The 24,278-nt window shown below is 65.6% G+C and carries 15 protein-coding genes and 2 pseudogenes; 8 read left to right on the forward strand and 9 right to left on the reverse strand.

From position 1 onward, the window contains the following. Positions 1–37: 37 nt before the first annotated feature. From Q0937_RS16425 to Q0937_RS16435, 3 genes and pseudogenes are all read right to left on the reverse strand, one after another. The gene (locus tag Q0937_RS16425; RefSeq protein WP_299305862.1) at positions 38–1,192 is read right to left on the reverse strand and encodes a hypothetical protein; all 1,155 of its coding nucleotides are present in this window, start codon (positions 1,190–1,192) and stop codon (positions 38–40) included. A 318-nt stretch (positions 1,193–1,510) separates the two neighbouring features. Next, positions 1,511–2,675 (reverse strand): annotated as a pseudogene (locus tag Q0937_RS16430) (IS3 family transposase). Positions 2,676–2,679: 4 nt separating this feature from the next. Continuing rightward, the gene (locus Q0937_RS16435; RefSeq protein WP_299305864.1) at positions 2,680–4,197 is read right to left on the reverse strand and encodes an IS1634 family transposase; all 1,518 of its coding nucleotides are present in this window, start codon (positions 4,195–4,197) and stop codon (positions 2,680–2,682) included. Positions 4,198–4,387: 190 nt separating this feature from the next. Between Q0937_RS16435 and Q0937_RS16440 the strand changes: the two are divergent. Next, a pseudogene (locus Q0937_RS16440) lies at positions 4,388–4,552 on the forward strand (IS481 family transposase); the annotation flags it as partial. 13 nt (positions 4,553–4,565) lie between these two features. On the opposite strand, the gene Q0937_RS16445 reads toward Q0937_RS16440, so the two are convergent. The 3 genes from Q0937_RS16445 to Q0937_RS16455 all read right to left on the reverse strand — a co-directional run bounded on the left by Q0937_RS16445 (position 4,566) and on the right by Q0937_RS16455 (position 6,631). Further along, entirely contained in the window at positions 4,566–4,907 is a 342-nt protein-coding gene (locus tag Q0937_RS16445; RefSeq protein ID WP_299305907.1) for a hypothetical protein, read from the reverse strand. 57 nt (positions 4,908–4,964) lie between these two features. After that, positions 4,965–5,510 carry a GIY-YIG nuclease family protein gene (locus Q0937_RS16450; RefSeq protein ID WP_299305866.1) on the reverse strand — a complete coding sequence of 182 codons (546 nt, stop codon included), beginning with the start codon at positions 5,508–5,510 and terminating at the stop codon, positions 4,965–4,967. Between the two features lie 173 nt (positions 5,511–5,683). Next, positions 5,684–6,631 (reverse strand): hypothetical protein, encoded by a 948-nt coding sequence (locus Q0937_RS16455; protein ID WP_299305868.1) that lies wholly within the window; start codon positions 6,629–6,631, stop codon positions 5,684–5,686. 455 nt (positions 6,632–7,086) lie between these two features. Between Q0937_RS16455 and Q0937_RS16460 the strand changes: the two genes are divergently transcribed. Then, the gene (locus tag Q0937_RS16460) at positions 7,087–8,634 is read left to right on the forward strand and encodes a class I SAM-dependent DNA methyltransferase (protein ID WP_363323242.1); all 1,548 of its coding nucleotides are present in this window, start codon (positions 7,087–7,089) and stop codon (positions 8,632–8,634) included. Beyond that, on the forward strand, positions 8,631–9,824 hold the full coding sequence (locus Q0937_RS16465) for a restriction endonuclease subunit S (RefSeq protein WP_299305870.1): 1,194 nt from the start codon (positions 8,631–8,633) through the stop codon (positions 9,822–9,824). The genes Q0937_RS16460 and Q0937_RS16465 overlap by 4 nt, the downstream gene beginning before the upstream one ends. Before the next feature lie 313 nt (positions 9,825–10,137). Here the strand turns inward: Q0937_RS16465 and Q0937_RS16470 are convergent, their stop codons facing one another. Further along, positions 10,138–10,407 (reverse strand): hypothetical protein, encoded by a 270-nt coding sequence (locus Q0937_RS16470; RefSeq protein ID WP_299305872.1) that lies wholly within the window; start codon positions 10,405–10,407, stop codon positions 10,138–10,140. A gap of 595 nt (positions 10,408–11,002) precedes the next feature. Between Q0937_RS16470 and Q0937_RS16475 the strand changes: the two genes are divergently transcribed. Beyond that, entirely contained in the window at positions 11,003–14,428 is a 3,426-nt protein-coding gene (locus tag Q0937_RS16475; RefSeq protein ID WP_299305874.1) for a DEAD/DEAH box helicase family protein, read from the forward strand. 221 nt (positions 14,429–14,649) lie between these two features. Here the strand turns inward: Q0937_RS16475 and Q0937_RS16480 are convergent, their stop codons facing one another. Both Q0937_RS16480 and Q0937_RS16485 read right to left on the reverse strand, forming a co-directional pair. Next, positions 14,650–16,764, reverse strand: coding sequence for an N-6 DNA methylase (locus Q0937_RS16480; protein WP_299305876.1), 2,115 nt, complete (start codon positions 16,762–16,764; stop codon positions 14,650–14,652). Continuing rightward, entirely contained in the window at positions 16,761–17,294 is a 534-nt protein-coding gene (locus Q0937_RS16485) for an NYN domain-containing protein (protein WP_299305878.1), read from the reverse strand. Before Q0937_RS16485 ends, Q0937_RS16480 begins: the two co-directional genes overlap by 4 nt. Before the next feature lie 340 nt (positions 17,295–17,634). On the opposite strand from Q0937_RS16485, the gene Q0937_RS16490 reads away from it, so the two are divergent. From Q0937_RS16490 to Q0937_RS16505, 4 genes are all read left to right on the forward strand, one after another. Continuing rightward, complete coding sequence (locus tag Q0937_RS16490) at positions 17,635–17,835, forward strand: transposase (RefSeq protein WP_299305880.1); 201 nt, start codon at positions 17,635–17,637, stop codon at positions 17,833–17,835. Positions 17,836–17,922: 87 nt separating this feature from the next. Continuing rightward, positions 17,923–19,176 (forward strand): DUF6361 family protein, encoded by a 1,254-nt coding sequence (locus Q0937_RS16495; protein ID WP_299305882.1) that lies wholly within the window; start codon positions 17,923–17,925, stop codon positions 19,174–19,176. Continuing rightward, positions 19,176–21,041: a phospholipase D family protein gene (locus Q0937_RS16500; protein ID WP_299305884.1), complete on the forward strand. Its 1,866-nt coding sequence runs from the start codon at positions 19,176–19,178 to the stop codon at positions 21,039–21,041. Before Q0937_RS16495 ends, Q0937_RS16500 begins: the two co-directional genes overlap by 1 nt. Further along, positions 21,038–24,259: a helicase-related protein gene (locus Q0937_RS16505; protein WP_299305886.1), complete on the forward strand. Its 3,222-nt coding sequence runs from the start codon at positions 21,038–21,040 to the stop codon at positions 24,257–24,259. The genes Q0937_RS16500 and Q0937_RS16505 overlap by 4 nt, the downstream gene beginning before the upstream one ends. Positions 24,260–24,278 lie beyond the last annotated feature (19 nt).

The raw sequence follows: 24,278 nt of genomic DNA on the forward strand, positions 1-24,278 counted from the left end.
CGACAAACCTGGGACGGTTCATAATGTATGAGTGGACTCAAAACGGAGAGTCATCGCCCTTCCGATCTTGGTCCTCTCCTGCAGGTGACTCCGCTCCATTGTCTTGCGGCTCAGATTGATCGTTCCCCCAATCCTCACGGATCGCGACGATCAGCTCTCTGTCGACACCCAGATCTGCGATCACCTTCTTGAAGGCCTCGGTGCGCCCGCCACCCGTTCCAGTGAGTCCACGCGAGACAATTTCAGCAAAAGTCGTCCGACCAATATACTTAGTGTTGTTGTAAGTTACCCTAAAGCCGCCCCTTGGGCCTGAATTAAGGTCGTCCCCCGCAATTGCTAGACGCAACCACTCTGCCGGTACATACATGCCTTTTAGTGACTTCTCATCGAGCTTCGCAGCGGCGTCGCCACGGACGAACTTAAACCAAAAAGGCGTCCCAAAAGCGCGCCAATCTTCGGCGGTAGTAGCTTTCTCAATCCCGGCAGGCATTAGGTTCAGTTGTTTCAAGAGCTCACCCTTGCGGCGATAGGTCCAATCGTTGAGCGCATCGGCGCGGCGCGACTCCTCCCTTTCGAGCCGCTTGTATTGCACAAAGGTGAAAGAATCGTGGACCCGATCCCAGTATAGGAGGTCGATTCCAAGCTCCTCCTCGAGCGGCTTCTTGTTTACCGACATAACAACTAGCCGCTTCTTGCCGCCCCGGTCTTCGAACACAGTGGTACTTGCGCTGCGCGGATTGGGCGTGAGCTTCCCATCGAATCTCCCCAGGTCAAGCGGTAGGAGCTCCTCCTCGAGATCGCGCTCGTAAGCCCTGTTGAGTACCGTATCCAATAGTGTATCGTCACTTGTTTCACGATGGGTAACAATAAAGGTGTCTGCCGGGAGTTCCAACTTCGCGATTTGTGCGGCTAACACCACAGCGTCTCGTGCCTCCGCCCGCGCCTGCTCGACGGAGGGTGCATACCTTTTTGCAATTGCGAGCGCGCCGTTGAGCCAAGGCTTCAGGTTTTCGCCACGCTTCTCGAGGACGTCTATAAGATGGACGGCCGTGGAACGAGATGCCGACTGCGCGAAGAAAGGAGGGGGAGCCTCGCCGACTTGAACGCCTTGCGTGACCAAATCTGTGAGGGTGACCGGCTGATTCAGCAGATGAACCGGAGAAAGCATTGCGCGTACAGTTCCGGTCGCCACGCCCGCACGCGATTGCGTGACCGCGAATCCGTACAGAACCGGAGCGTCTTCGAACTCGCTAGTTACGTCAACTAGTGCGCAAATAGATCTCCTCGAGGGAGAGCTATCTTTATCGAATGCTTCCGAGAGTGTATCTGCACCATAAACACGTACCCGATTGGCCCCCTGTGTGGTTACGATCCAGAGAGCGAACCGGGGAAGGTTTGTATCCTTTGGCGGCATGCGATTATACTAGCCGAACCGCTACGAACAGGCGGGACAGGTCGCGGAAGGCGCGCGCGAGCGGGACTGTCGCACGAAAAGGTGACAGTTGGGGTGTCAGGCCGCGAGTGCGACCGGGTTCATGATGGTCTCGTATTCGATGGGGGTCAATCGGCCCAGGCCAGCTTGGCGGCGGCGTTGATGGTAGGTCCTCTCGATCCAGGTGATGATCGCGATCCGCAGCTCTTCTCGGGTTCGCCAGCGCTTGCGGTCCAGGACGTTATTCTGGAGCAGCGCGAAGAAGGATTCCATGGCGGCGTTGTCTCCGGCAGCACCGACTTGACCCATCGAGCCGATGAGGTGATGACGGTTCAGGGCGTGCACGAATTTCCTTGATCGGAACTGAGATCCGCGGCCCGAATGCACGATGTAACCAGCCGCGTCGCGACGCCGGGATACTGCGTTGTCCAGGGCGTTCACCGCTAGACGGGTCCTCATCCGGTCGCTGATCGAGTAGCCCACGATGCGGCCGGAGAAGACGTCCTTGATGGCGCAGAGGTAGAGCTTGCCCTCGTCGGTCCAGTGTTCGGTGATATCGGTGAGCCACAGTTCGTTGACGTCATCAGCGGAGAAGTCCCGCTTGACGAGGTCGTCATGGACTGGCGGGCCGGGGCGTTTTCCGTTCTTGCCACGCTTCTTCCCGAACACCGACCACCACTGGTTGTCTCGGCAGATCCGCCACGCGGTCCGCTCGCACATCTCCTCGCCGGCCTCTGCGGCTTCGCCGACGAGGAACCGGTAGCCGAACTCGGGATCGTCGTGGTGGGCGTCCAGCAGTGCGTTGGCGCGCTACGCCTCGACGAGCTCGGCTTTGGTGACCTGGTCTTTGAGCCAGCGGTAGTAGGGCTGGCGGGAGAGCTTGAGGACCCGCAGGGACACCGCGACGGGGATGCCGTCAGCGGCGAGCTCGCTCACGAGCGGGTAGAACCTTTTCCCGGCAGGTTCGCCTGGGAGAGGTAGGCGGCTACGCGGCGGAGGACCTCGTTCTAATGCTCCAGCAGCCGTTTGCGGCGGCGGAGGTCGCGCAGTTCCGCGGAGTCCTCACGGGTTTTCCGGGGCGGTTGCCGTCGTCGATGTCTGCTTGGCGGATCCATTTGGGGAGCGTCATCTCGTGGACGCCGAAGTCCTTCGCGATCTGCGCGAGAGTGATGCCGTCCTCACGGGATCGGGCCACTCGCACGACATCTTCGCGGAACTCCTGGGGGTAGGGCCTGACTTGCACAGGTTTAGTGTGTCAGCGCGTTGAGGACGTGTTGGGCGTCGTCGGTGAGGTCGGGCTTGGCGGTGATCTGCTGGCCGGCCAGGGTGATCGTGACGTCCTGCAGCGGGCGGAGGATGCGGATGATCTTGCGGATGCTGAACCCGGTCTTGTGCTGCAGGAAACGGGCGATTGCGAGCGCGGTGAAGACGATGGTGAGGTGGGCTTCGATCGCGTCGCGCTGATGATGGAACATGGGCCTGGCCTGGAGGTCTGTCTTGCTCATTCGGAAGGACTGCTCCACGTGCCAGAGGTCGTGGTAGCTGGAGAGCGCCTCCGGCGCGGCCATGGTGCTTGCGGGAATGTTGGTGACGTAGCCCTTCAGCCCGACCAGTTGCCGTGCCTTTCCCAGCGACTCCTCATCCAGTTCCTTGCCGGTCTTGGTGGATTTGATGAACCGGGTGCCCTTGACTGAGGCGTCGCCGGCGATCACGGCTCTCGCTCTGTTCTCCTGCTGCGTGAGGGTGTAGTTGTCGTGGACTGCGCGTTTGCGGGAGTAGGACCAGACCGCGCGCCAGTGACCGGGATACTCCTCGGGATCCCAGACCGGCTCTGTGCGGCGCCGCTTCGTCTCGGTCTTGGTGGAGCCGTGGCGCGGGGTGATCGTGTCGATTAGCTGCCCATCGTTGAACACGTCCCCGTTCCAGTGGAAGTGATTGGCCAGGTCACCGGGTGCTTTCTTCGGCCGCGAGCCGACGATGAACTTCAACTCCGCCTCGGCCAGAGCGTTCAGGTTCGCCATCGAGAGCATCCCGGCGTCCGCGACGACAACCATGTCCGCCAGGTTGTGCCGGGCCTGGAACCGCTTGATGATCGGCACGATCGTGAGGGTCTCCGCCTTGTTGCCCTCGAAGCAGCCGATCTCCAGGGGGAACCCTTCACGATTGACCAGGAGGCCGACCACGATCTGCGGATCGACCCTCCGCTCCTTGCTGAAGCCAACCTTCCGGAGCTCGTCTTCCTTCGGGGCCTCGAAGTAGAGGGTGGTGACGTCATAGAGCACCAGGGAGATGTCTCCGCTGGTCGAGGCGTGTTTGAAGCACCTCGTGGCAATGCGATCTCGGTACTCACGCTCGGCGCAGCGCCGTAGAGCGGCGTGGAAGGTGTTGCGGTGGACCGGCTCCACCCCGACCTCGGTGAGGACGCGGCGGGAATCGCTCATCGACGTTGGTTCGATCAGCCTCGCGGCGACGAGTTGGAAGAACGCCTCATCCTCGATGACATCGAAGCCGAGCACGGACCAGGCCGAGCGGAGCGTCTCCACCAGCAGGCGAGAATGTTCCGAATTCACCACCGCAGACTGGGGATCCTGGGAAAGGTCGAGGTCAAGAGCCAGTTGGCCAGCGTGGATCTTGTCCCTGCCGACACTCATCAACGCGGCGAGCTCCGCTTCGGTGCGGGCGGAGCCAAGGTGCTCGAGCACCACGTCCCGACGGTTCTTCCGCTCAGCGATCTGCACGGCCGTCGCACCCGAGGCCGTGGTCACCTTCCGTAGAAACACCACCCCGTTAGTGTGTCACTTCCTCACTACGCGATGCGCTCACCAGCACGAACACTCACGAATCTCCAGAATCGGCTCTCACCTGTGCAAGTCAGGTAGGGAGCGGGCATAGTGCACATCCTTCCAGGCCGCCCTGCGGGCAAGCCAGATCAGATGTCACCTATCTGTGCGGCAGTCCCTCGACGGGTTCTCCCGCCTGGCCTACACCGAAGCGCTCGAGGACGAGAAAGCCGCCACGACCATCGGGTTCTTCCATCGCGCCCGAGTGTTCTTCGCTGCCCACGGCATCACGACGATCTCCCGCCTGGTCACCGACAACGGCAGCAACTACACCGCCAAGGTGGGCAGGCCCACTAGGCCGTGGCGTGCTCCGACCGACTCACGAGAACTCGATCGAGCAGATCGTCGGAGTGGAACTTCGCGAAGTTCGAGGGTCCGCGGCGCATGAGTCCCAGTGCCATGGAGCGCGCCGCCGCCAGCACGCTGGTACGCGACAACATCTCCGCGATCTCCCCGCCCGCCACGGTGATGGTGGTGCAGTCGGGGTAGCTCCGGTAGAGCGAATGTCGCTCCGCCATCAGTTCTCGGTGATCCGTACGGTTGATGATCCGTGAGTCGACGTTGAGGATCCCGAACATCTCCGAGGGATTGCTGAACTGCATCAAGTAGTACAGCTCGACGTTGTGCGCGTTCACGGTGAAGAGACGCCTTCTGTCGCGTGTTCGTGACGTGGACGGCATCGCCGAGACCCCTCAGTACAGGCCGCCCGTCGCGGAGGGCCACGGAATGACCGCGTTGACATAGGCGGTGAGATCCCCGAGTGCAGTGGCCTGTGCAGGGTGCGCCATGAACTCGTCGAACTTCGCGCGATTGCGGATCCGACGCTCTGCGGCACGGGTGCGTTCGTCCAAGGGGTAAGAGGGCTGCACTCCTTCGAGCCACTCCGCCTGCTGCTCCTTGTCGACGACGAGGTCGATCTCCGCCTCACCGGCAGGCATTCGCGTGAGCATCTTGTTCCGGATGCGGAAGGACCGCTCGGTCTGGGTGATCATCGTGCGTTCCAGCGCATCGAGTTCGGCGTGGCCGCACTCGATGAACGAGATCGCGATGATGTCGTCCCAGCGGCGGCGATGGGACGCTATCCGACTGGTCAGATCGACTGTCTTGCCAACGTACTTCTCGCCGCCCTTGAACTCGAGCGTGTAGACGCCTGTCAGCTTCCGATCGATTCCGAAGTAAACGCTGGGGGCGACATCGTTGGTGACCTCCCAACGCCTTTGGGTCTTGGGACGTTTCATGTCGATCACCTCGGATGTCTCTCTGAGTGCGCGCTTACGACAGACAGGGCTCTGACGAAGGGATGGAGGGCGCGCGCCGCCAACGGGCGATGGGGGCCACTTCCGCCGACCAAGGGGGCGACCGCCTCTGTTGTACTTCGAATGTCTCCGAAGAAGGGCGGCTTGTTCCGAAGTCAGAGAAATCCGTGGACGATGGTGCTCGCCGTTCGAGGAGACCGGCCGAAAGCTCCAGCGCCACCCATCGTGCCGGTCGGGGCCCGTTCCTTGATCCCCGGCCCGGTGACTACAACGTCGTGACCCGCAACAGCTAGGTCCTGTGCGTCCTTGCCGAGTTCGAGGTCGGCGGCATGTGCGGAGTCGAGGAACTCCTCGACCAGGTCGGTGCCGTCCTCCAGGATCCACGGCGGGTGCTCCGGGATCGGATCGCCGGCGGAGAACCCGCTGAGGAGGTCGTCCTCATACCCCGTGCCGCCGTCCGGCAGCAGCCCGACTGCGAATTCCACGAAGGACCGCAGCATCGGCCACTGCTCCCCGATCCCGGCCTGCTCGACGTCCGCCGGAGTGCTGGCGAGGGCCTGACGGAAGCGGGCGCCCGCATCGGCCGGGGTGACGGTCTCGAGCATCTCGTCCAGAGAGCTCCCGTCCCGCGCCATGATCTCCCGGTATGTGCGGGTGACCTCGTCCATCGACTCGCCGATCACGAAGGCGTCCTTCATGTACGGGACCGGGCTCCACTCGATGTAGGTGATGAGCACGGCGCGCACGCCGCGAGGGAGCAGCAGCTCCATCATCAGGTTCTCCCCGGCGCCATCGGAGAACGCGAGTGCCTCGGTGACGGAGGCCTGCGCGAGCCCGGACACCTGCGGCGGCATCGGCTGACGGCGGGTGGTCAGCCCCGCCTGTGCCCGGGAGCGGAGGCCCTCGTCGGGGCTCATCGCCGCGACCATGTGCAGCAGGGCAGTGGTCTCTGCGATGTCGATCTCGAGGAAGGTGTCCAGCAGGTCCACGCCCTCGGGCAGCTCCTCGGGATGGTTCTGCGGGTCCGCCATCTCCGTAAGCAGCGGCGCGGCGGCGACCCAGAACGCCGTCGGGTCCTCGGAGCGCAGCGCCGGGCGGAGCACCTGGATCAGCGGGTTCTCGGCCGCCGGCTCGACGGGGGCGGAGGCTCGGCGCGGGGTATGCGGCGCGCGGCGGCTCGCGCGGTGGCGGGCGGCGCCCTGCCCGAGCGGGTTGCGGCCGTGGCGACGTGGGCTTATGGGGACATTCCATCAGGTGCCGGCCGACGGGGCGAGACGACGGGGTGCGCGATCGGCGGCTCTCAGTTCCGATTCAGACCGAAGGTCCGTGACATGAGCGCGTCCTTGGAGTGCGCCTCCGAAGCGTGGACGTCCGCCTACGGGTGTCGCGAGCTGTGCAGAGGCGGACGCTGCTCCCCGGCGGCTTCTCAGCCCGATGCAGATGAAGCTCGCGAGTCGCCGACCGAGTCCCCACGGAGGAGCTTGTCCGGAGATCCTCGCTAAGCCGGGTGGAGGTCGCCGAGTGAGCTGGTGGTGTCCTGAATGCTCCGCTCCCGCACGTGATCCCTAACCGTCACTGTCCTCTCCTACTCCTGACGGGTCGCCGGTCAGCCGACACGCATATAGTCGGCGCCGTGATTACGGGAGAGCTGAAGAGCCGCATTGATCGGGTATGGGACACGTTCTGGTCCGGAGGCATCTCGAACCCGCTCGAGGTGATCGAGCAGGTGACGTACCTACTGTTCCTGCGCCGGCTCGATGAGAAACAGACCACTGCGGAGCGCGAACTGCGACGGCTCGGCTCGACGAGCAAGGCGATGCCGTTCTCTCCTGCGAAGGAGCATCTGCGCTGGTCGCGCATGAAGGCCTCGGGCGACACCGCCGCGATGCACCAACTCATGAACGACGAGGTTTTTCCGTTCCTGCGCTCGTTGGGCGATGACATCGCGGGCGAGACGACCACGTACGGCGGGCACATGCGCGATGCGCGCTACACGATCCCGAGCGCCGCGCTGCTCGGCAAGGTCGTCGACATGCTCGATGCGATCTCGCTCGATGATCGCGACACCAACGGCGACCTCTACGAGTATCTGCTCTCGAAGATCGCCACGGCCGGCAGGAACGGCCAGTTTCGCACCCCGCGCCACATAATTCGGCTGATGGTCGAGATGATGGCACCGAAACCGGGCGACGAGATTTGCGATCCGGCCTGCGGCACGGCAGGGTTCCTGATGGCCGCGAGCGAGTACGTGCGCGAGAAGCACCCTGACGCCTTGGTCGACCAGACGCAGTCCCGGCACTTCCATCACTCGATGTTCCACGGCTTCGATTTCGACTCGACGATGCTGCGCATTGGCAGTATGAACATGCTGATGCACGGCGTGAACGCACCGGACATCCGCTACCGCGACTCCCTCTCGGAGGGTGCAGCAGGCGAGACCGAGCGGTACTCGATGATTCTCGCGAATCCGCCGTTCGCCGGATCGCTCGACTACGAGTCGACCAGCAAGGATCTGCAGCGCGTCGTCAAGACGAAGAAGACCGAGCTGCTCTTCCTCGCACTGTTCTTGCGCCTGCTGAAGACGGGCGGGCGCGCCGCGGTCATCGTGCCGGACGGTGTCCTGTTCGGCTCCTCGAAGGCGCACAGGGAGCTGCGCCGCACGCTCGTAGAGGACCACAAGCTCGACGCCGTCGTGAAGCTGCCCTCGGGCGTCTTCAAGCCCTATGCGGGAGTCTCGACCGCGATCCTGTTCTTCACGAAGACGGGCGCCGGCGGCACCGGCAACGTCTGGTTCTATGACGTCGCCGCCGATGGGTTCTCGCTCGATGACAAGCGCAGCCCGATCACCGACGACGACCTGCCGGACGTCCTATCCCGCTGGCAAGACCTCGACGCCGAGCGCGACCGTGCCCGCACTGATAAGAGCTTCCTGGTGTCCAAGGCTGACATCATCGCCAAGGGCTACGACCTCTCGATCAACCGATACAAGGAGGTCGTGCACGAGGAGGTCAAGCACCGCGCAATGAGTGACATCCTCGCCGATGTGGAACGGCTGAACGATGAGATCGCAGAGGGCGTGGCGCGACTGCGGGCGGTGCTCAGGTGAGCACTAACGAATGGGAGACTGTGGAGCTGGGTGACGTCACCGAGCGTGCCGCATCTTGGAACCCAAGAAAGGTGCCGGACGCTACCTTCACTTACCTTGACCTTAGCGCCGTCGGAAACCTCTCGAAATCAATTGTTTCGTCGTCCAAGATTCTCGGCAAGGAGGCTCCCAGTCGCGCACGCCAGCTCGTCCAAACGGGCGACATACTCGTTTCCACTGTCCGGCCGAATTTGAATGCCGTGGCTCCGGTCACGACAGAATACGATGGTGCTACAGCATCGACGGGATTCACGATCTTGAGGCCGACACTGCGTGTCGCTCCAAGTTTCCTCTTGCATTGGGTTCGTAGCCCATGGTTCATCGACGACATGGCGCGGAAAGCAACGGGTGCTAGTTACCCGGCAGTGTCGGACCGCATCGTGCGGGCCTCTCTCCTGCCCCTTCCCCCGCTCCCCGAGCAGCGCCGGATCGCATCGATCCTCGACGAGGCCGACGTGATCCGTGCGAAGCGCCGCGCCCAGCTCGCCCACCTCGACGAGCTCCCGCAGTCGCTGTTCCACAAGATGTTTGACGCAGAGTCTGGCACGGCACAGCACGTAACCCTCCGAGAGGTCGTACCGACGATCGAGAACGGCATCAGCGCAGTCTGCGAAGCTCGGCCTGCGGAAGGCGACGAGTGGGGAATCTTGAAGCTCGGAGCCGTCACTTATGGCGACTTCCGCCACGAAGAAAACAAAGCTTTCTTGGGTGACGCGGCACGCATGACTCGGAACGAGGTGCATCCGGGCGACGTTCTCATGACGCGGAAGAACACTCGCGAGCTAGTCGGGGCAGTCGCGGTGGCGGGTTCAGAAGTGCCAGCGCGACGCCTACTTCCTGACCTGATTTTTAGGTTGCGCCTTGACGCCAGTCGAGTCGACGCCTCCTACTTTCAGACGCTCATGATGGACGAGTCCACCCGTACAAGAGTGCGCAACTTATCTTCTGGTTCAGCAGCGAGTATGCCGAACATTTCTAAAGCCCGGCTGAACACTTTGAAAATTCCACTCCCTCCCCTGAGGGACCAGCAGGAGTTCGCCACCAAGGTCGACGCCATACGCGTCGAGCGCGACCGCGTTGCCCGTGCCCTCGAGGCCGACGACGAGCTGTTCGCCGCCCTCCAGTACCGAGCCTTCCGCGCGGAGCTCTGACCGGTCTTGCTGTGCAGTAGGCGCGCTTAGCCCCACGCCGATCTCAGCGGATAGGCCATCTCAGGCGTACGCGCACTCGCATGGCCGGGGCCAGCACGTCAACTTGCTCGAGAGTGCGCGAGATGTCAGGAGCGGTCGGGAACGTATCGGCGGAGAGGGTGAACAGGACGACCTGGCGATGCCCGGTGACCGTGGAAGGGACGAGGAATCCGTCGATCTGATCCCTGAGCTGCTCATGGGTGGCCGAGGCCAATGCGCGGCAGGTGCTCTTTGGGGCTTGCCCTAGGGAGACAGACGACCCGTGCTGTACGGCCTAGTTGCCGCTGCCCTCCCAGCCGGTTAGGTTCAGCAGCTTCACGGGGCGTACGGGTCGCCATCCGGACAGCGCCCGGCCGCTCGTGAGGGTGATCGCGTGGTCGCCCTGGAAGAACTCGGCGAAGTCGGTCGAGTAGTCGGGGACGGCGTCGGAGACGCACGCGGTCGAGCGAGCAGTTAGCGAACCCGGCTGCGGATCCCATCGATTGTTGCGCAGCGGCCCGTTCCAGCGCAGTTCGTCCCACGCCACCGGATGCTTCCCAGCCACGGTATGCCCCCTGCAGGGGTCCGTCGTGCCGGGTGACGACCTCCGGGAACAGTGTGAGAGGGACAGCCGGGCGACTAGGATTCTCCGCCGGTGACCGGCTCATTCGTACCCCAGCTCGTCCACCAGGGTCACGACGATGTCCACAGGGCCTCCCCGGAGCAGCACCTGCACAGGGGAGCGCGCGTCGAACTTGTCGTGCGGCGACGTCACGAATCGCTGGATCGAGAGGGGGAGGAGGTGCGCAGGGAAGGCGGGCTCGATCTCTCGGGGTCCCGGGACCACCTCCCGGCCGTCAAACTGCCAGGCGGGGAACCGGGTAGTGCGGCCGCTGTCCGAGGGCAGGGCATAGAGATCTCCGGCCGCTTTCGAGCGGCGGATGCTCGTGTCCTTGCGACCGAGACGCTCCGCGACCTCTGTTGTCGTCGGCCCATCAACTGTGTCCCTCCATGCACGGCGTTTCCCATGATGAGTAGCGAGGCATTTGCAGAAACACTCGCCCACAACTCCCTCCCACCAGCGGATGCGCCACTGCTGTGGGGAATGCGTCCGTCGGCCCCTTCGCTACACTGACTAGGGGAACGACAGGGGAGGCGAAGTGAGCAACTTCGAGTTCATCCGGGCGCAGTGGCCCGAGCTCTACGACGTGAGTCAGCGGGCGGAGTCCTATGCCCTCTCCGATGCGACCGCCGCCGCGTTCACCGCACGCATCGCCGTCGAGAAAATCGTCGACTACCTCTTCGTCGAGGTGTTCGGGCTCCCTGAGGGCTACCGGTCAGACCTCAACGCCCGAATGAACGATCCGGCATTCAAAAACCGCACGGCACGCATCAACAACCAGCTAAACCTGATCCGGCGTCGCGGCAATGACGCCGCCCACGGCAACCGCCGCCTGGCCTCGCAGGAGGGCATCGCCACCTTGCGGGACCTGTTCGACGTGATCGTCTGGACGGTGAAGCACTGTTCGACGTTTCCTGAGGCTGCGCCGCTCGGTACGGCCTTCGACGTCACGATCGCCCAGCGGCGCGCTCCGCTGGGCCCGGCCGAGCTGAAGCAACTCGCCGACCGGTTCGCGCAGCAGCAGGAGGATGCCTGCCGCACGATCGCGCAGCGAGACGAGAAGCTCGCCCAGCAGGAGGCCGAGCTCGCCGGCCTCAGGAGGCAGATCGCCGCAGCGCAGGCCGCCGATGTCACCGCCGACACCCACGACTACCGCGAGGACGAGACGCGCACCGCGCTCATCGACGAGCTGTTGCACGACGCCGGCTGGGCACTCCGCTCCCCCGAGGACCGGGAGTACCCCGTCGGGGGCCTGCCGATCCTCCCCGGCAGGAACGAGACCGGCACGGGCCGCGTCGACTACGTGCTGTGGGGCGAGGACGGCCGCCCGCTCGGCATCGTCGAGGCCAAGCGCACCCTGGTCGATCCGTCGGTCGGCGGACCCCAGGCGAAGCTCTACGCCACAGCGCTCGAAGAGCGGTTCGGGCAGCGGCCCGTGATCTTCCTCAGCAACGGCTACCGCCACGAGATCTGGGACGACGCTGCTGGCTACCCGCCGCGAGAGGTCTCTGGCTTCTTCACCCGCAGTGAGCTCGACCAGATTGTCCGGCGCCGCGCACTGCGGCAGCCGCTCACCGGGGCCGATGCCGACCCCGAGATCGCAGGACGGCCCTACCAGCAGCGCGCGATCGCGAAGGTCGGCGAGCACTTCGACGCCCACCAGCGGCGTGTCTTGCTGGTAATGGCTACCGGCACCGGGAAGACCCGCACCACGGTCGCCCTCGTGAAGCAGATGATGGAGCGAGGCTGGGCCAAGCGCGTGCTGTTCCTCGCCGACCGTGCAGCACTCGTGAAGCAGGCCCAGAAGGCGTTCTCGAACCTCTTACCCGACGTCGCGAGCGTCAACCTCACCGCCGACAAGGAGACCGAGGCGCGCGTCTATCTGTCGACCTACCCGACGATGATGAACCTCGTCGACGCAGCGCGCGACGGCGACCGGCGCCGCTTCGGCCCCGGATTCTTCGACCTGGTCGTAATCGACGAGGCGCACCGCTCCGTCTACCAGAAGTACGGTGCCCTGTTCGACTGGTTCGACGGCCTGTTGCTCGGCCTCACGGCGACACCGGTCGACGACATCGCTCGCAGCACCTACCGGCTCTTCGAGCTCGAGCCCGGCATCCCCACCGACTCGTACCCGCTCGACCAGGCCATCGCCGACGGCTACCTCGTCGGCCCCCAGAACCTGGTCTACGACTACGGGTTCCACCGCAGCGGCATCCGCTACGACGACCTCCCCGACGACGAGCGCGAGAAGTGGGAGGAGATCGACTGGGACACCGTCGACGGCGAGGAGCACGAGCCGGAGGACATGCCCACCCAGGTCGAGGCGCCACGCATCTTCCGATCACTGTTCAACGCCGACACCGCGGACAAGGCCCTCGCTGAGCTGATGCGCAGCGGATTGAAGGTCGCCGGCGGAGACCGCCTCGGGAAGACCATCGTCTTTGCGATGAACCACCGGCACGCAGTGTTCCTGAAGGAGCGCTTCGACGCCCAGTACCCCCACCTCGGCGGCGACTTCGCGCAGGTGATCACGAGCCATTCCGCCTACGCGCAGGACCTGATCGACGCCTTCGCGCAGCCCGACAAGGCTCCCCACCTTGCGATCAGCGTCGACATGCTCGACACCGGTATCGATGTGCCGGAGGTGCTGAACCTCGTGCTGTTCAAGCAGGTGTTCTCGAAGACGAAGTTCTGGCAGATGATCGGCCGGGGCACGCGCCTTTCCCCTGGCATCTATGGCGACCGCGACAAGGACGCGTTTCGGGTATTCGACTTCTGTGGCAACATCGACTACTTCGCGCAGGAGCCCACCGACAGGGCAGCGAGCGTTCAGGTGCCCCTGTCGCAGCGGTTGTTCGCGGTGCGGGCCAGGCTCGTGGCCGGGATCGATCTCGCCGGCGGCGACGTCGACGTGCGCACCGACGCGGTCGACTGGCTGAGCTCCTTTGTCGCCGGGATCCCGACCGGGTCGTTCCTCGCGCGCAAGCACGGCAAACTGATCTCCACGTACGGCTCGCCCGCTGGGTGGGTGGCTCCGCTCCCGGCCATCGCAGCCGATGACGCCGCAGTCGCTTTGGGGTCACTGCCGACCACCGCGAACGTTGATGACGAGCAGGCCAAACGCTTCGACCTCGTGGTGCTGCAGCGCGAGCTCGCGCAGCTCGAGGGGAACGACGAGATCGCGGGACGCACGCGCTCAAGCATGCAGGACGTTGCCTCCCAGCTGCTCGAGAAGCAGACGATCCCTCAGGTCGCGGCGGCTACCGAACTGCTGCAGGACGTCGCCGGGGAGGATTGGTGGGAGGACGTGACCCTCCCGATGCTTGAGAGGGCGCGTCGCGGAATCCGCGCGCTCGTGCAGTTTCTCGACAAGCGCAAGCGCCACGCAATCGTCACCGACTTCGAGGACGACCTCGGCGAGGCACGCTCCGCCGACCTTCCCCTCGTCGCGGTCGGGGTCGACCAGGCACGGTTCCGCGAGAAGGTCACCGCCTATATCCGGGAGCACCGCGACCACGTTGCGATCCAACGGCTGCGACGCAACATGACCCTCACCGAGACCGACCTCGACGAGCTCGAACGAATCCTCATCGAGCAGGGCGACGGCACACCGGAGGCGTTGGCGAGCGTGAGCGGCGAGCGTGGCCTCGGCATCTTCGTGCGATCCCTGGTCGGCCTCGACCGCGTCGCAGCTGAGGGAGCCTTCGCCGAGAAGATCGCGTTCGGCGGGCTGAATGCCACCCAGATGGAGTTCCTGGCGATGGTGATCGACGAGCTGACCCGCCGCGGCGAGATGCAACCCTCACGGCTGTACCAGTCGCCGTACGAGGACAGAGCCGCGACCCGAATCGACTTCGTGTTCCCGAACGAGGACGAGGCCGACGCCGTGATCCGGGTGCTGCACGATATCGAGCGTGCGGCGGCACCTGCCGAGGGAGATCAGGTGCGTTCGCTGGCCTGAGGCTCCTGGCCGGAGGACCAAAGACGGACGGTGCCTCCATCTCAACCGAGCCCGAGACGTTCCCGTGGGCAGGTCTTTGCCTACCGCGACGGGGGCGGGTCCAGTCCGCGGTGCGCTCCTTCAGTGCCCATCATGCCTCGAGCACCTCGGTCGTCGCCTCGCCGCCCACGGTGGCATGTTGACTGCATGATGCAGAGCAGGTCTAAGGCGTCGCAGGGCAACTAGCTGACGCTGACAGTGCCGGCAGTGATGGCGTCAACCAGGTCTTGTCGTGTGGCATCGGCGATCTGCACGAGCGCGCGGGCGGAGTTCTGCAGGGCGCGGACCTCGGCGAGGCGGTTGGCGACCTGCTCCTGGTGCTGCCGGGGGAGCAGAGGAATCTTCACGTCCTGCAGGCGGAGACGGGAGACTGCGGTGCCTTGGGCCTGGTTCCGATTCTGGGTGCTGACTAGGAGTTCGGCGAGGTAGTCGGGCCGAAGCACGTCACCGTTCAAGCGCAGGAGATAGGCGCTAGAACCGGTAAGTACACGGCCGCCCTCGATGTCCACGCGAGCAGACAGTTCTCCGGCGTTCTGCACCAGCACATCCCCGACCTGAGTGATCACCGGCTCCCTCTCGAGCAGGCTGAGGTCGATCGTGCGCGGTTCCTCTAGCCCACGGATCCACGGTCCGGTCACGGCCGGGGAGCCCCCGATGCCATAGTCGTCCGCGCGCAGCGTTTCGAGCGCTCGAAGCACCTTCAGGCTTCCTGCTTTCTCGAGATCGGTGATCGAGACCAACTTCGGGGCCCGTTCGCTGCTGACCAGGGAGGAGGCGGTGAGCGTGGTCAGGCGGGGCATACTCGTTACCACGCTGTCCAGCGACTTGACCGCTGCCCGCACCGTCTGCAGATCCGGGGACTCGACGTTCGATGCGATCCCTCGGCGTGGATCCAAGTTGGCGTCCTCCGCAAGGAGCTCGGCGACGGTACGTGCTTCGGCCGGCACGGTCGCAGGAATGGTGCGGTGTTCCCGCCACTCCCGCAACGCGGTGGCGATCGCTTCGGAGTTGATGTCCGAGGTGCCCCTATGATCGATGAGCAGTACCCGGTCTGAGTCGCTGGTCTCGCCGGGGCGGGCAAGGACCCAGAGATTCAAAGGAATCGACGTGCGCGAGGCCAGGCCCGCCGGCAAAGCAACGATCGCTTCGATTGTCCCGGCCTGCAGCATGGACATGCGAATCTTCGCTTCTGCACCTCCCCGATAGGCGCTTGCCGCGGCCTGGAGGACGAAGGCGCGTCCCTGGGCCCCGAGGTACCACACCGCCAGCTGCGGCCAAGCGAGGTCCATACGCGATCTTGGCGGGACCCCGTAGGCGAGGCGCGGATCTAGGTAAAGGTTCCCCGTATCGACTGCCGTCTGACCGTAGGGGGGATCCATCACCACCACCTGCGCCAGGCCCGGTCCGAAGACGTCGTGCTGGAGGACGTCGCCCTGGCGGATATTGACATGGGTATGCCCGGCGAGCACCGCGCGCTGCGTAGCCTGGACGCAGGCGCTGAGCTGGACATCCTGACCGGTGAGCTGGGAACGGTCCGCGCCACGGCTGGCCGTGGCCATCAGCATTCGACCAGAGCCCACCACCGGGTCGTGCACAGACCCGGGAATGCTCTGGGCGACGGTGGCGACGAGGGTCACCAGTGTGTCGCTGCTCGCGCTCTCGTCGTACCCACGTCGCGCGGAGCGGGTTAGGCGGTCCTGGAAGGCGTTGTAGACAGTGCTCAGCTGGGTCACGTCCAGGTGACCGACGGCGTCCAGAGCCGACTCCAGGAGGCGCGGCTGGCGACGCGCTTCCACGAGTAGGCCATGATGGTCCCCGTGAAGCGCGGCGAACAGCGGTCCCCATTCGGGATGCGTGCGTTCGTAAGCCTCCATCCCTGCCTCAACCCGTTCCGCGAGCTGAGCTGAAAACTCCGCGTTCTTCACACGCAGCCAGCGGGCCGAGGTGGGTAGCTGGTCATCGAAGCCAGCACTGTCAGGATCCGAGACGTAGCGCCAGGTGATCAGGTCGGCCACGAGGGCGCCAGCGTGTTCAGGCGCGGCGATGCTACGCCAGTGATCGAGCACGCTCCAGAGCATGCGGTCGGCGTCGAGGTTCTTCATCTTCTTGCCGTGCTTCTGCAACCATGCGCCGACCTCGGGGGCGGCGAAGCGGAGACGGGTGCCCTCGCCGTCGACCGGCTGGGGGAAGTCGGAATAGCGCTGGCGCCAGTTGCTGACTGTGGAGCGGCCGACGTCGGCCAGTTGCGCGATGTCGCTTGCGCTGAGGGTGCGGGTGGGGTTGGAGGGCGTGCTCATGCTGCATCCTTCGTACGGGTGAACAGGTTGATGATGGTGGCCGGGATGGTCGAGCCGAGTGGGGTGACATCCGCTCCGGCGACTCGGCGCAAAGCCGAGGAGAAGCCGAGGTCTGGGCGAATCACGAGGACCTCGACGCCAGCATTCTTGAGTGAGGTGACGGCGAAGGTGAAGGTGTGGTCGCCGGAAGCCAGCACCACACGCCCGTAGCGCTCGGCGACCCACGAGACATCGGCGACAGCCGCCAGCAGGGCCAAGTCTGCTCCGTCCTTTCCACTGCGCACCACGCGCTGGGCAGGTCCGGCCCAGCCGAAGTGCATGGCTGCTGCGTTGTGGTGGCTGGCCGCGATCACAGTGTGGTCGCCGGCGCTGGGTTCGATCGCTCCCTCGATGCGGCGCTGGGTCCTGGAGACATCGCCCTGTGAGAGCTCAGCGCTGCCCACCATGTTTTCGATGTCCACCAGGTAGAGGGTCCGCTCGCTCCACCCGCGAGCCTTGGATACCCCTGCGGGGCCGTGAGTCGTTCTCATGTTCTTGCCTCTCCGCTGGGCGACCCTGCGAGTCGCCGTCCGATCTGATACCGGAGACTGTAGATGAGATCCCAACGTAACGCAAGTGCAACATCGGTTCACAACCTACAGAGTTTGGTGCTCAAGGTGTAGAGCTTGTGAACTAGAGCGGCGGCTTACGGAGCAATAGTCCTGCGACCTGCGGCTCAGCTGGAAAGTTGCACCACGAGTACCGGCTCGTGACTTGGAGCAGATCAAGGGCCTGCTCATCTGTCGGGACCGTCGCATCGATAGGTGGCATCTGTTCTGGCTTGCGCGTCGGGCGGCCTGGAAGGACGGGCGGCCTGGAAGGAGGTGAACTATGCCCGCTCCCTACCCCCAGGAGTTCCGCGACGACGTCGTGCGGGTGGCCCGATCCCGTGATGACGGCATCACCATCGCGCAGATCGCGAAGGGCTTCGGCGTCCACGAGATGAAGCTCCATAAATGGATCCGCCAAGCAGATATCGACGACGGCAACGGTTTCGGCAGGACCGGGAGAGACTGCCGCACCGTTCGGTGACACGGCGACCTGACCTATCCGCTCGGCGGCCCTGTGGATCGCTGAATTGTCTCGTACTTTCGACGACCGACCGTGCACCATGGACCCATGCCTTCCACCTTCGCCTGGCTCGCCGTCGACGCCGAGCAGCGTCGCAGGATGATGGAAGCGGTGGATCAGTTCCGCGACGAGACAACGATCGACGATCTCGGCGTCGGTGGCATCCGCGACGCCTTCTCGGACACGTTCTTCCCCGGCACCTCCACCCTGCACACGCGGCTGCGCTACGTGCTGTTCATCCCGTGGCTGATGCAGGAGGCCTCAACCCGCTCCACCGCGGAGGAGATGGCCACGAGGTACCACGACCTCGAGCGGGATTTCATCGGCGCACTAGAACGGGGGACCGACGAGGGGGAACAGGGCATCATCGGCCGGCGCGCGGGCAAGGCCCTCCAGCGTGTGCCCTCAGTGCTGTACGGCGGGATGCTCGTGCAGTGGGGGATCCTCGAGCCGGGACTCACCGCTCGCGAGCACTTCGCGCGCATCGAACAGAACCGGCGCCTCGACGCAGATTCTCCCCGCGTCGAGGACGAGGGACTCGGCAGCGCACGCATCCCTGACGGCCTCGATCCGAACCTGCCGCTCCGCCCGGAAGGTCTGCTGAAGAGCGCCGATTTCGCACTCACCTCGCAGGAAGTTGGGTATCTGAAGGAGACGATCACCCGTAACAACGCGGGCACCCTCCTTGCGCGGCTCGCCCACCGTCGGCCGTTGAGCTGGACAGCCAACGGCACGATGCCGTCGGCTCCATGGGCCGACGACGTTCTCGACCTGCTTGACCCCGTCGCGGACCGGGGCCTCCGGACCACGCTCGACCTCGCCGAACGCTTCAGCCTCTATACCCAGGGTGCGAACCTGCTCTACAACCTGTTGCTGGCCGAAGCGACGTCCGGCGATCCGGATCGCTTCCGGGATGACCGCGTCGAGCACTACCGCGAGCGTCTCGCGCAGTGGGCCGACGAAGCTGCTGCACACCGCCCGTTCGACGCTGCGGATCTGCTCGGCCTCGGTCAGCTGATGGCCGCGCGTCGCCGCAACTTCCCGGACAGGACCCGCACCTTTCTGGAGAACTGGTTCGACGAAGCCCGCTCACCGCGGACGGTCACGGACTCCCGCAGTGCACGCGAGCTCATCTCTCGACGAGAGCGCCTCGTCAAAGGGGCTCGCGCACGCCTCCGGCCCGGCAACCTCAAGGCGCTGAATGCCTGGAGCGGCGCCTCCGGCACCGCGCGGATGTACTTCCGGTGGAGCAATGTCACCACGCTCCTGAAGGACCTCTACGACGGAGAGGGGCGCCACTGATGCTGCAGCCCGACACGACGGTCCTCCTCACCGAAGCACTCCGGCCCCCGCCCGGGTACGAGGTGGACGTCGCCGTGACCACCACGTATTCGTTGAATCTCACCGCGATGCTGATCGCGCCGATGACCTTCGCCTTCGCGTCGATGGACGAAACGTCGGGCATCGACGACCGCGACCCCGCCCAGCTGCTCGATGCGATCCAGCGCTTCATGGGACGGACCACCGTGTTCTGTCAGGCGGCCGGCATCCACGTGCCCACCACGCACAGCCGCATCCACACCTTTCTCGAAGGCTCCCTCCACCAGGTGGAGCCCCCACGCGAGGGCGCCCTGTTCCACCCCAAGCTCTGGGCCATCCGGTACCGCCGAGCGGTGGACGGCGCGCAGTTCCACCGCGTCGTCGTCGGCAGCCGCAACCTCACCCTCGACAGCTCGTGGGACACGGCCCTGATCCTCGACGAGGAGCCGGGCGGCGCGATCGATGCCGCCCCCGCCGCTGATGCCGTCGTCGCGGTGTCCGGGATGGTGCTGGACCCGATGAGCGAGGAGCGGAGGGAGTCGATCCTCGACCTCGCCTCGACGCTGCGCACTGTGCGCCTCGAGGCACCGGCGCCGTTCACGGGAGGCCGACTGCTCGCCCTCGGGCTCGACGAGGGCCGCGACCACTGGCCGTTCCCCGAGCGCCCCCGGAAGGTTCTCGCCATCAGTCCGTTCCTCTCACAGGGCACCCTCGCCAGGCTCCGTGCCGGTACGGAGGACGCCACCCTGCTCACCCGCGCGGACTCCGCCGACCTTCTCGGCGCCTCCGCGACAGCGAGCTGGGATGCCAACGTCCTCGACGCCGCCGTCGACTACGAGGAGGCGGGTGAGCAGGGAGCGGTGGAGGAGGACACCGCCGACGAGCGGAATGTCGCACGCTCCACCCTCGTCACGCTCACGGGGCTGCACGCGAAGACGGTCATTCTCGACCGAGCCGACGGCCGGTCGGAGGTGGTCACCGGCAGCGCGAACCTCACCCGCCAGGCATGGGACCTCAACGTCGAGTTCGATGCGATCCTCACCGGTCCCACCCGCAGCTGCGGGGTTGACGCGGTGCTCGGCGACGGCGGCAAGGACATGGGCCTCCGCACGATCATGGAGCCCTACACCCCGTCACAGGACGCGATCGACGACCCCTCCTTGCACACCGGCTATGAGCTCGAGGAGTTCCATCGGAGCATCGCGAGATCCGAGCCGCGACCGCAGCTCGACATCACCCGCACCGGCGACGACGCCGTGGCCGCGCGCCTCACGCTCGCCCTTCCCGACGCTCCCGTCGGCGAGACCACGATCTGGCCCCTCACCGCGCCGGCCCTGCGCAGGCCGCTCGCCGACCGCTCCGAATGGACGCTCTCGCTCGACGAGATCACCCCGTTCATCGCAGTGGAGACCACCGCAGGGAAGGGCGCAGCCCGAGTCACCCGGCGCTGCCTGCTCAAGGTGCTGCTCGTGGGCGATGTCGTCGACCGCGAACAACGTGCCCTCGCCACCATGCTCAACAGCCGTGACCGAGTGCTGCGCTATCTCGCACTCCTCCTCGGCCTCGACGAGCCGGCGACCACCCACGCTCAGGAGACCGACGTCGAGACTCTCGAGACGACGATCGACAGCATCGCCGGGACGGAGACGCCACGCCAGCTTCCACCGATCGTGCTCTTCGAGCCTCTCGTGCGCGCGGCCGGCGCAGACATCGACCGCATCCTCTCGGTCCGCAAGCAGGTCGAGGCCGTCCTCGACCTGCCGAGGGCCGAAGAGCTCATCCCGCCGGAGTTCCTGCAGCTGTGGGACGTCGTGCTGAAGTTCTCCCTCGGCAGGAGGAATGCATGAGCAAAGCACACCCCGTCAGGACCGAGAGCGGGCACTTCGATCTCGACGGCGTGCTCTCCCGGCTCAAGCCGTTCCAGCTCGCCACCGTGAACCACGCCTTCCATCGGCTCTGGACCGACGACGAACCCGTGAACCGCTTCCTCGTCGCCGACGAGGTGGGACTCGGCAAGACCCTCGTCGCGAAGGGCGTCGCCGCCCGCGCCATCGATCACCTGCGGCGCACGCGGGAGGGTGCCGTGACGATCGTGTACATCTGCTCCAACAACCAGATCGCCGGCCAGAACCTCGAGCGGCTGCGGGAGCTCACCGGGGGAGAGGCGCAGCAGAACGCCGACCGCATCACCATGCTCCCGCAGACGATGGGACGGGGAACGGCCGACGGGGTCAACCTCATCGCCTTCACCCCCGGCACGTCCTTGAAGCTCGGCTACGCGACCGGTCGCGTGGAGGAGCGGGTCCTGCTGCACTGGATGCTCAGCCACGTCGTCGACCGCCTCTGGTTGATGCAGGACGCCGTCATCGACTTCTTCCGCGACTCCGTCGGCTATGACCGGTTCGCGAACCGCCTGGACTGGGACTGGAGCCGGCCCACGATCGACGATGACCTCATCGCCGACTTCACGCAGCACATCACCACCGACCGCGGACCCTTCGGCGGGACGCTGCTCGAGGATCTCCTTGAGGAACTCGACCGCTGGCTGGACCGCGACACAGTCACCGACGACTTACGACGTCGCCGCACCCAGATGATCGGCGAGCTGCGGATGACCATGGCCCATACGGCCGTGTCCCGTCTCGCCCCGGACCTCGTGATCCTCGACGAGTTCCAGCGCTTCAAAGATCTCTTTCCCGGGGCTCGCAGCGGCGGCGACGAGGACTACACGGACGCGCAGCGCCTCGCCCAGCGGATCATCACCCACCCCGGTGCGAAATCGCTCGTCCTCTCCGCCACCCCCTACAAGATGTTCACCCTCCCCGACGAGCTCGACGAGGAGGAGCACCACCAGGACTTCCACGACACCATCGCCTTCCTCGCAGGACCCGCTCGGGCCCGGCGCGTCGCAGAGCACCTCGCCGAGGTGCGGCGAGGCATGCTGCTGCGCACCGACGAGGGGAAGCACATTGCCGAGTGGGCGACGACGCAGGCGACCGCGGAGCTGCAGCGCGTCATGTCCCGCACCGAACGGCTCGGTGCGACCGCCGTCGCCGACGGCATGCTCCAGGAGATGGAGATGCCCTCTCTCGAGCTGCGCTCGCAGGACCTCGAGATCTGGGCCGCGAACGACCGCATCGGCCGCCTGGCCCACGGCATGGACATGTTCGAGTTCTGGCGCTCGAGCCCCTACCCGGTGAACCTCATGGACCCCTCGGCGTATCAGTCCCAGCGCCGTGTCATGGATCTGGCCTCGGAGCAGGACGAGGAGCTCGCCGCCCTGTTGCACCTCCACCGCCGGGGCCTCCTGGACTGGAACGACATCCTCGAGTTCCGCGAGATCGATCCCGGGAACCCGAAGCTCCGCGCGCTGATCGATGCCGCGATGGAGCGGGGCGTGTGGAAGCTGGCCTGGCTGCCGCCCGCGCTGCCGTACACCACACCGGGCGGCCCCTTCGCCGCCGACGGCGCCCGCACCTTCACCAAGCGACTCATCTTCTCTGCCTGGAGCGTGGTGCCGAAGGCGATCGCCGCGCTGTTCAGCTACGAGGTGGACCGTCGGCTGAGCGAGTTCTCCCGTCAGAACGACGGCTCGAGCACCCGGTACGACTCCACACGACCCTCCCCGCTGCTCCGCTTCGCCGTGTCCGACGAGAAGCTGCTCAACCTCCCCCACCTCGCGCTGCTGTACCCCTCCGTCGCGCTCGCTCAGCTCGGAGACCCCGTCGCGGTCGCTCGGGAACTGGGCGAGGAGCTGCCGCTGGATCGGGAGCGCTTCCTCGGGCTGGTGGCCGAGAGGATCCAGGAGAAGCTGGACGGCCTCGACCTGCCGCGCGGGGAGAAGAAGGGGCAGACCGCTGGGTGGTACGGGGTTGCTCCCTATCTGCTCGACCAGGCGCTGAACCTGAAGGATCTGAGCCCGCGCGGAGCCGTCGGCGACGAGACGGATGGCGAAGAATCGATCTCCCGCTACGGCGACCACGTCTCCTTCGCCACGAACCCCGACTGGGACACTCTCGGCTCCCCGCCGAAGGACCTCGCCCAGATGCTCGCAGTGATCGCGGTGGCGGGCCCGGGGGTCTGCGCGCTGCGTGCCCTGAGCAGAGCGACCGGGGGAGCGAAGTCGCTCGAGGACGACGGGGTGCGCCGCGCCGCCCTCACGATCAGCGAAGGGCTCCGTACTCTCTTCAACCGGCCCGAGATCATGGCGGCGGTGCGAGCCTCCACCGGAGTGAGCTCCGGGGACGCCGACGGTTATTGGCAGCTCGTGCTCGGCTACTGCCTCGACGGCAACCTCCAGTCCACGCTCGACGAGTACGTGCACACGCTCGTCGACTCCCTCGGACTGCTCGGCGATGCACCGGCGGACCGCGCCGCGAAGCTCGCCGAGAAGATCCGCGCCACCGCCGGAATCCGCACCGCAGCGAACGAGGTCCACGACCTGCGTTCACGCGGAACGAGGATTGACGTCGGCGTGCATCGCGTCCATTCGCACATCGCCGCCCGCTTCGGACGCACGCAGAGCTCCGAACAGGCCGACAAGCGAGAGACCTCGGTGCGCGACAGCTTCAACTCGCCGTTCTGGCCCTTCATCCTGGCCAGCACCTCGGTGGGGCAGGAAGGCCTGGACTTCCACACCTACAGCCACGCGATCGTGCACTGGAACCTGCCCGGGAACCCTGTGGACCTCGAGCAGCGTGAAGGGCGCGTGCACCGGTACAAGGGCCACGCCATCCGCCGGAACGTCGCTCAGCGACATGGCAGCGCAGCGCTTGCCGAGGGTCACGATGACCCGTGGGCGGCGATGTTCCACGCCGCAGAATCCGCCGAGCCGGAGGACAGCGACGGGATGAGCCCGTTCTGGCTCTACGACGGATCGGCCAAGATCGAACGCTATGTGCCGGCCATGCCGCTTAGCCGCGAGTCCCGCCAGTACAGGCGACTGCAACGCACGCTCGGGGCGTACCGGTCAGTCATGGGGCAGCCGCGACAGGACGACCTGATCAAGCTCATGGGGGAGGACGTGGACTGGCCGCGGATCGACCTGCGGCCGCCGCGGCCGTGATGACGGGCGGGGCGTGCAG

The sequence above is a fragment of the uncultured Brachybacterium sp. genome, assembly GCF_947500705.1.
Classification (GTDB): domain Bacteria; phylum Actinomycetota; class Actinomycetes; order Actinomycetales; family Dermabacteraceae; genus Brachybacterium.

Bases quoted from the DNA above. Each gene is read 5' to 3' on its own strand.
- Q0937_RS16480 (WP_299305876.1), bottom strand. From the start codon at position 16,764: ATGAGCACGCCCTCCAACCCCACCCGCACCCTCAGCGCAAGCGACATC.
- Q0937_RS16495 (WP_299305882.1), top strand. From the start codon at position 17,923: ATGCCTTCCACCTTCGCCTGGCTCGCCGTCGACGCCGAGCAGCGTCGC.
- Q0937_RS16450 (WP_299305866.1), bottom strand. From the start codon at position 5,510: ATGAAACGTCCCAAGACCCAAAGGCGTTGGGAGGTCACCAACGATGTC.
- Q0937_RS16505 (WP_299305886.1), top strand. From the start codon at position 21,038: ATGAGCAAAGCACACCCCGTCAGGACCGAGAGCGGGCACTTCGATCTC.
- Q0937_RS16490 (WP_299305880.1), top strand. From the start codon at position 17,635: ATGCCCGCTCCCTACCCCCAGGAGTTCCGCGACGACGTCGTGCGGGTG.
- Q0937_RS16485 (WP_299305878.1), bottom strand. From the start codon at position 17,294: ATGAGAACGACTCACGGCCCCGCAGGGGTATCCAAGGCTCGCGGGTGG.
- Q0937_RS16500 (WP_299305884.1), top strand. From the start codon at position 19,176: ATGCTGCAGCCCGACACGACGGTCCTCCTCACCGAAGCACTCCGGCCC.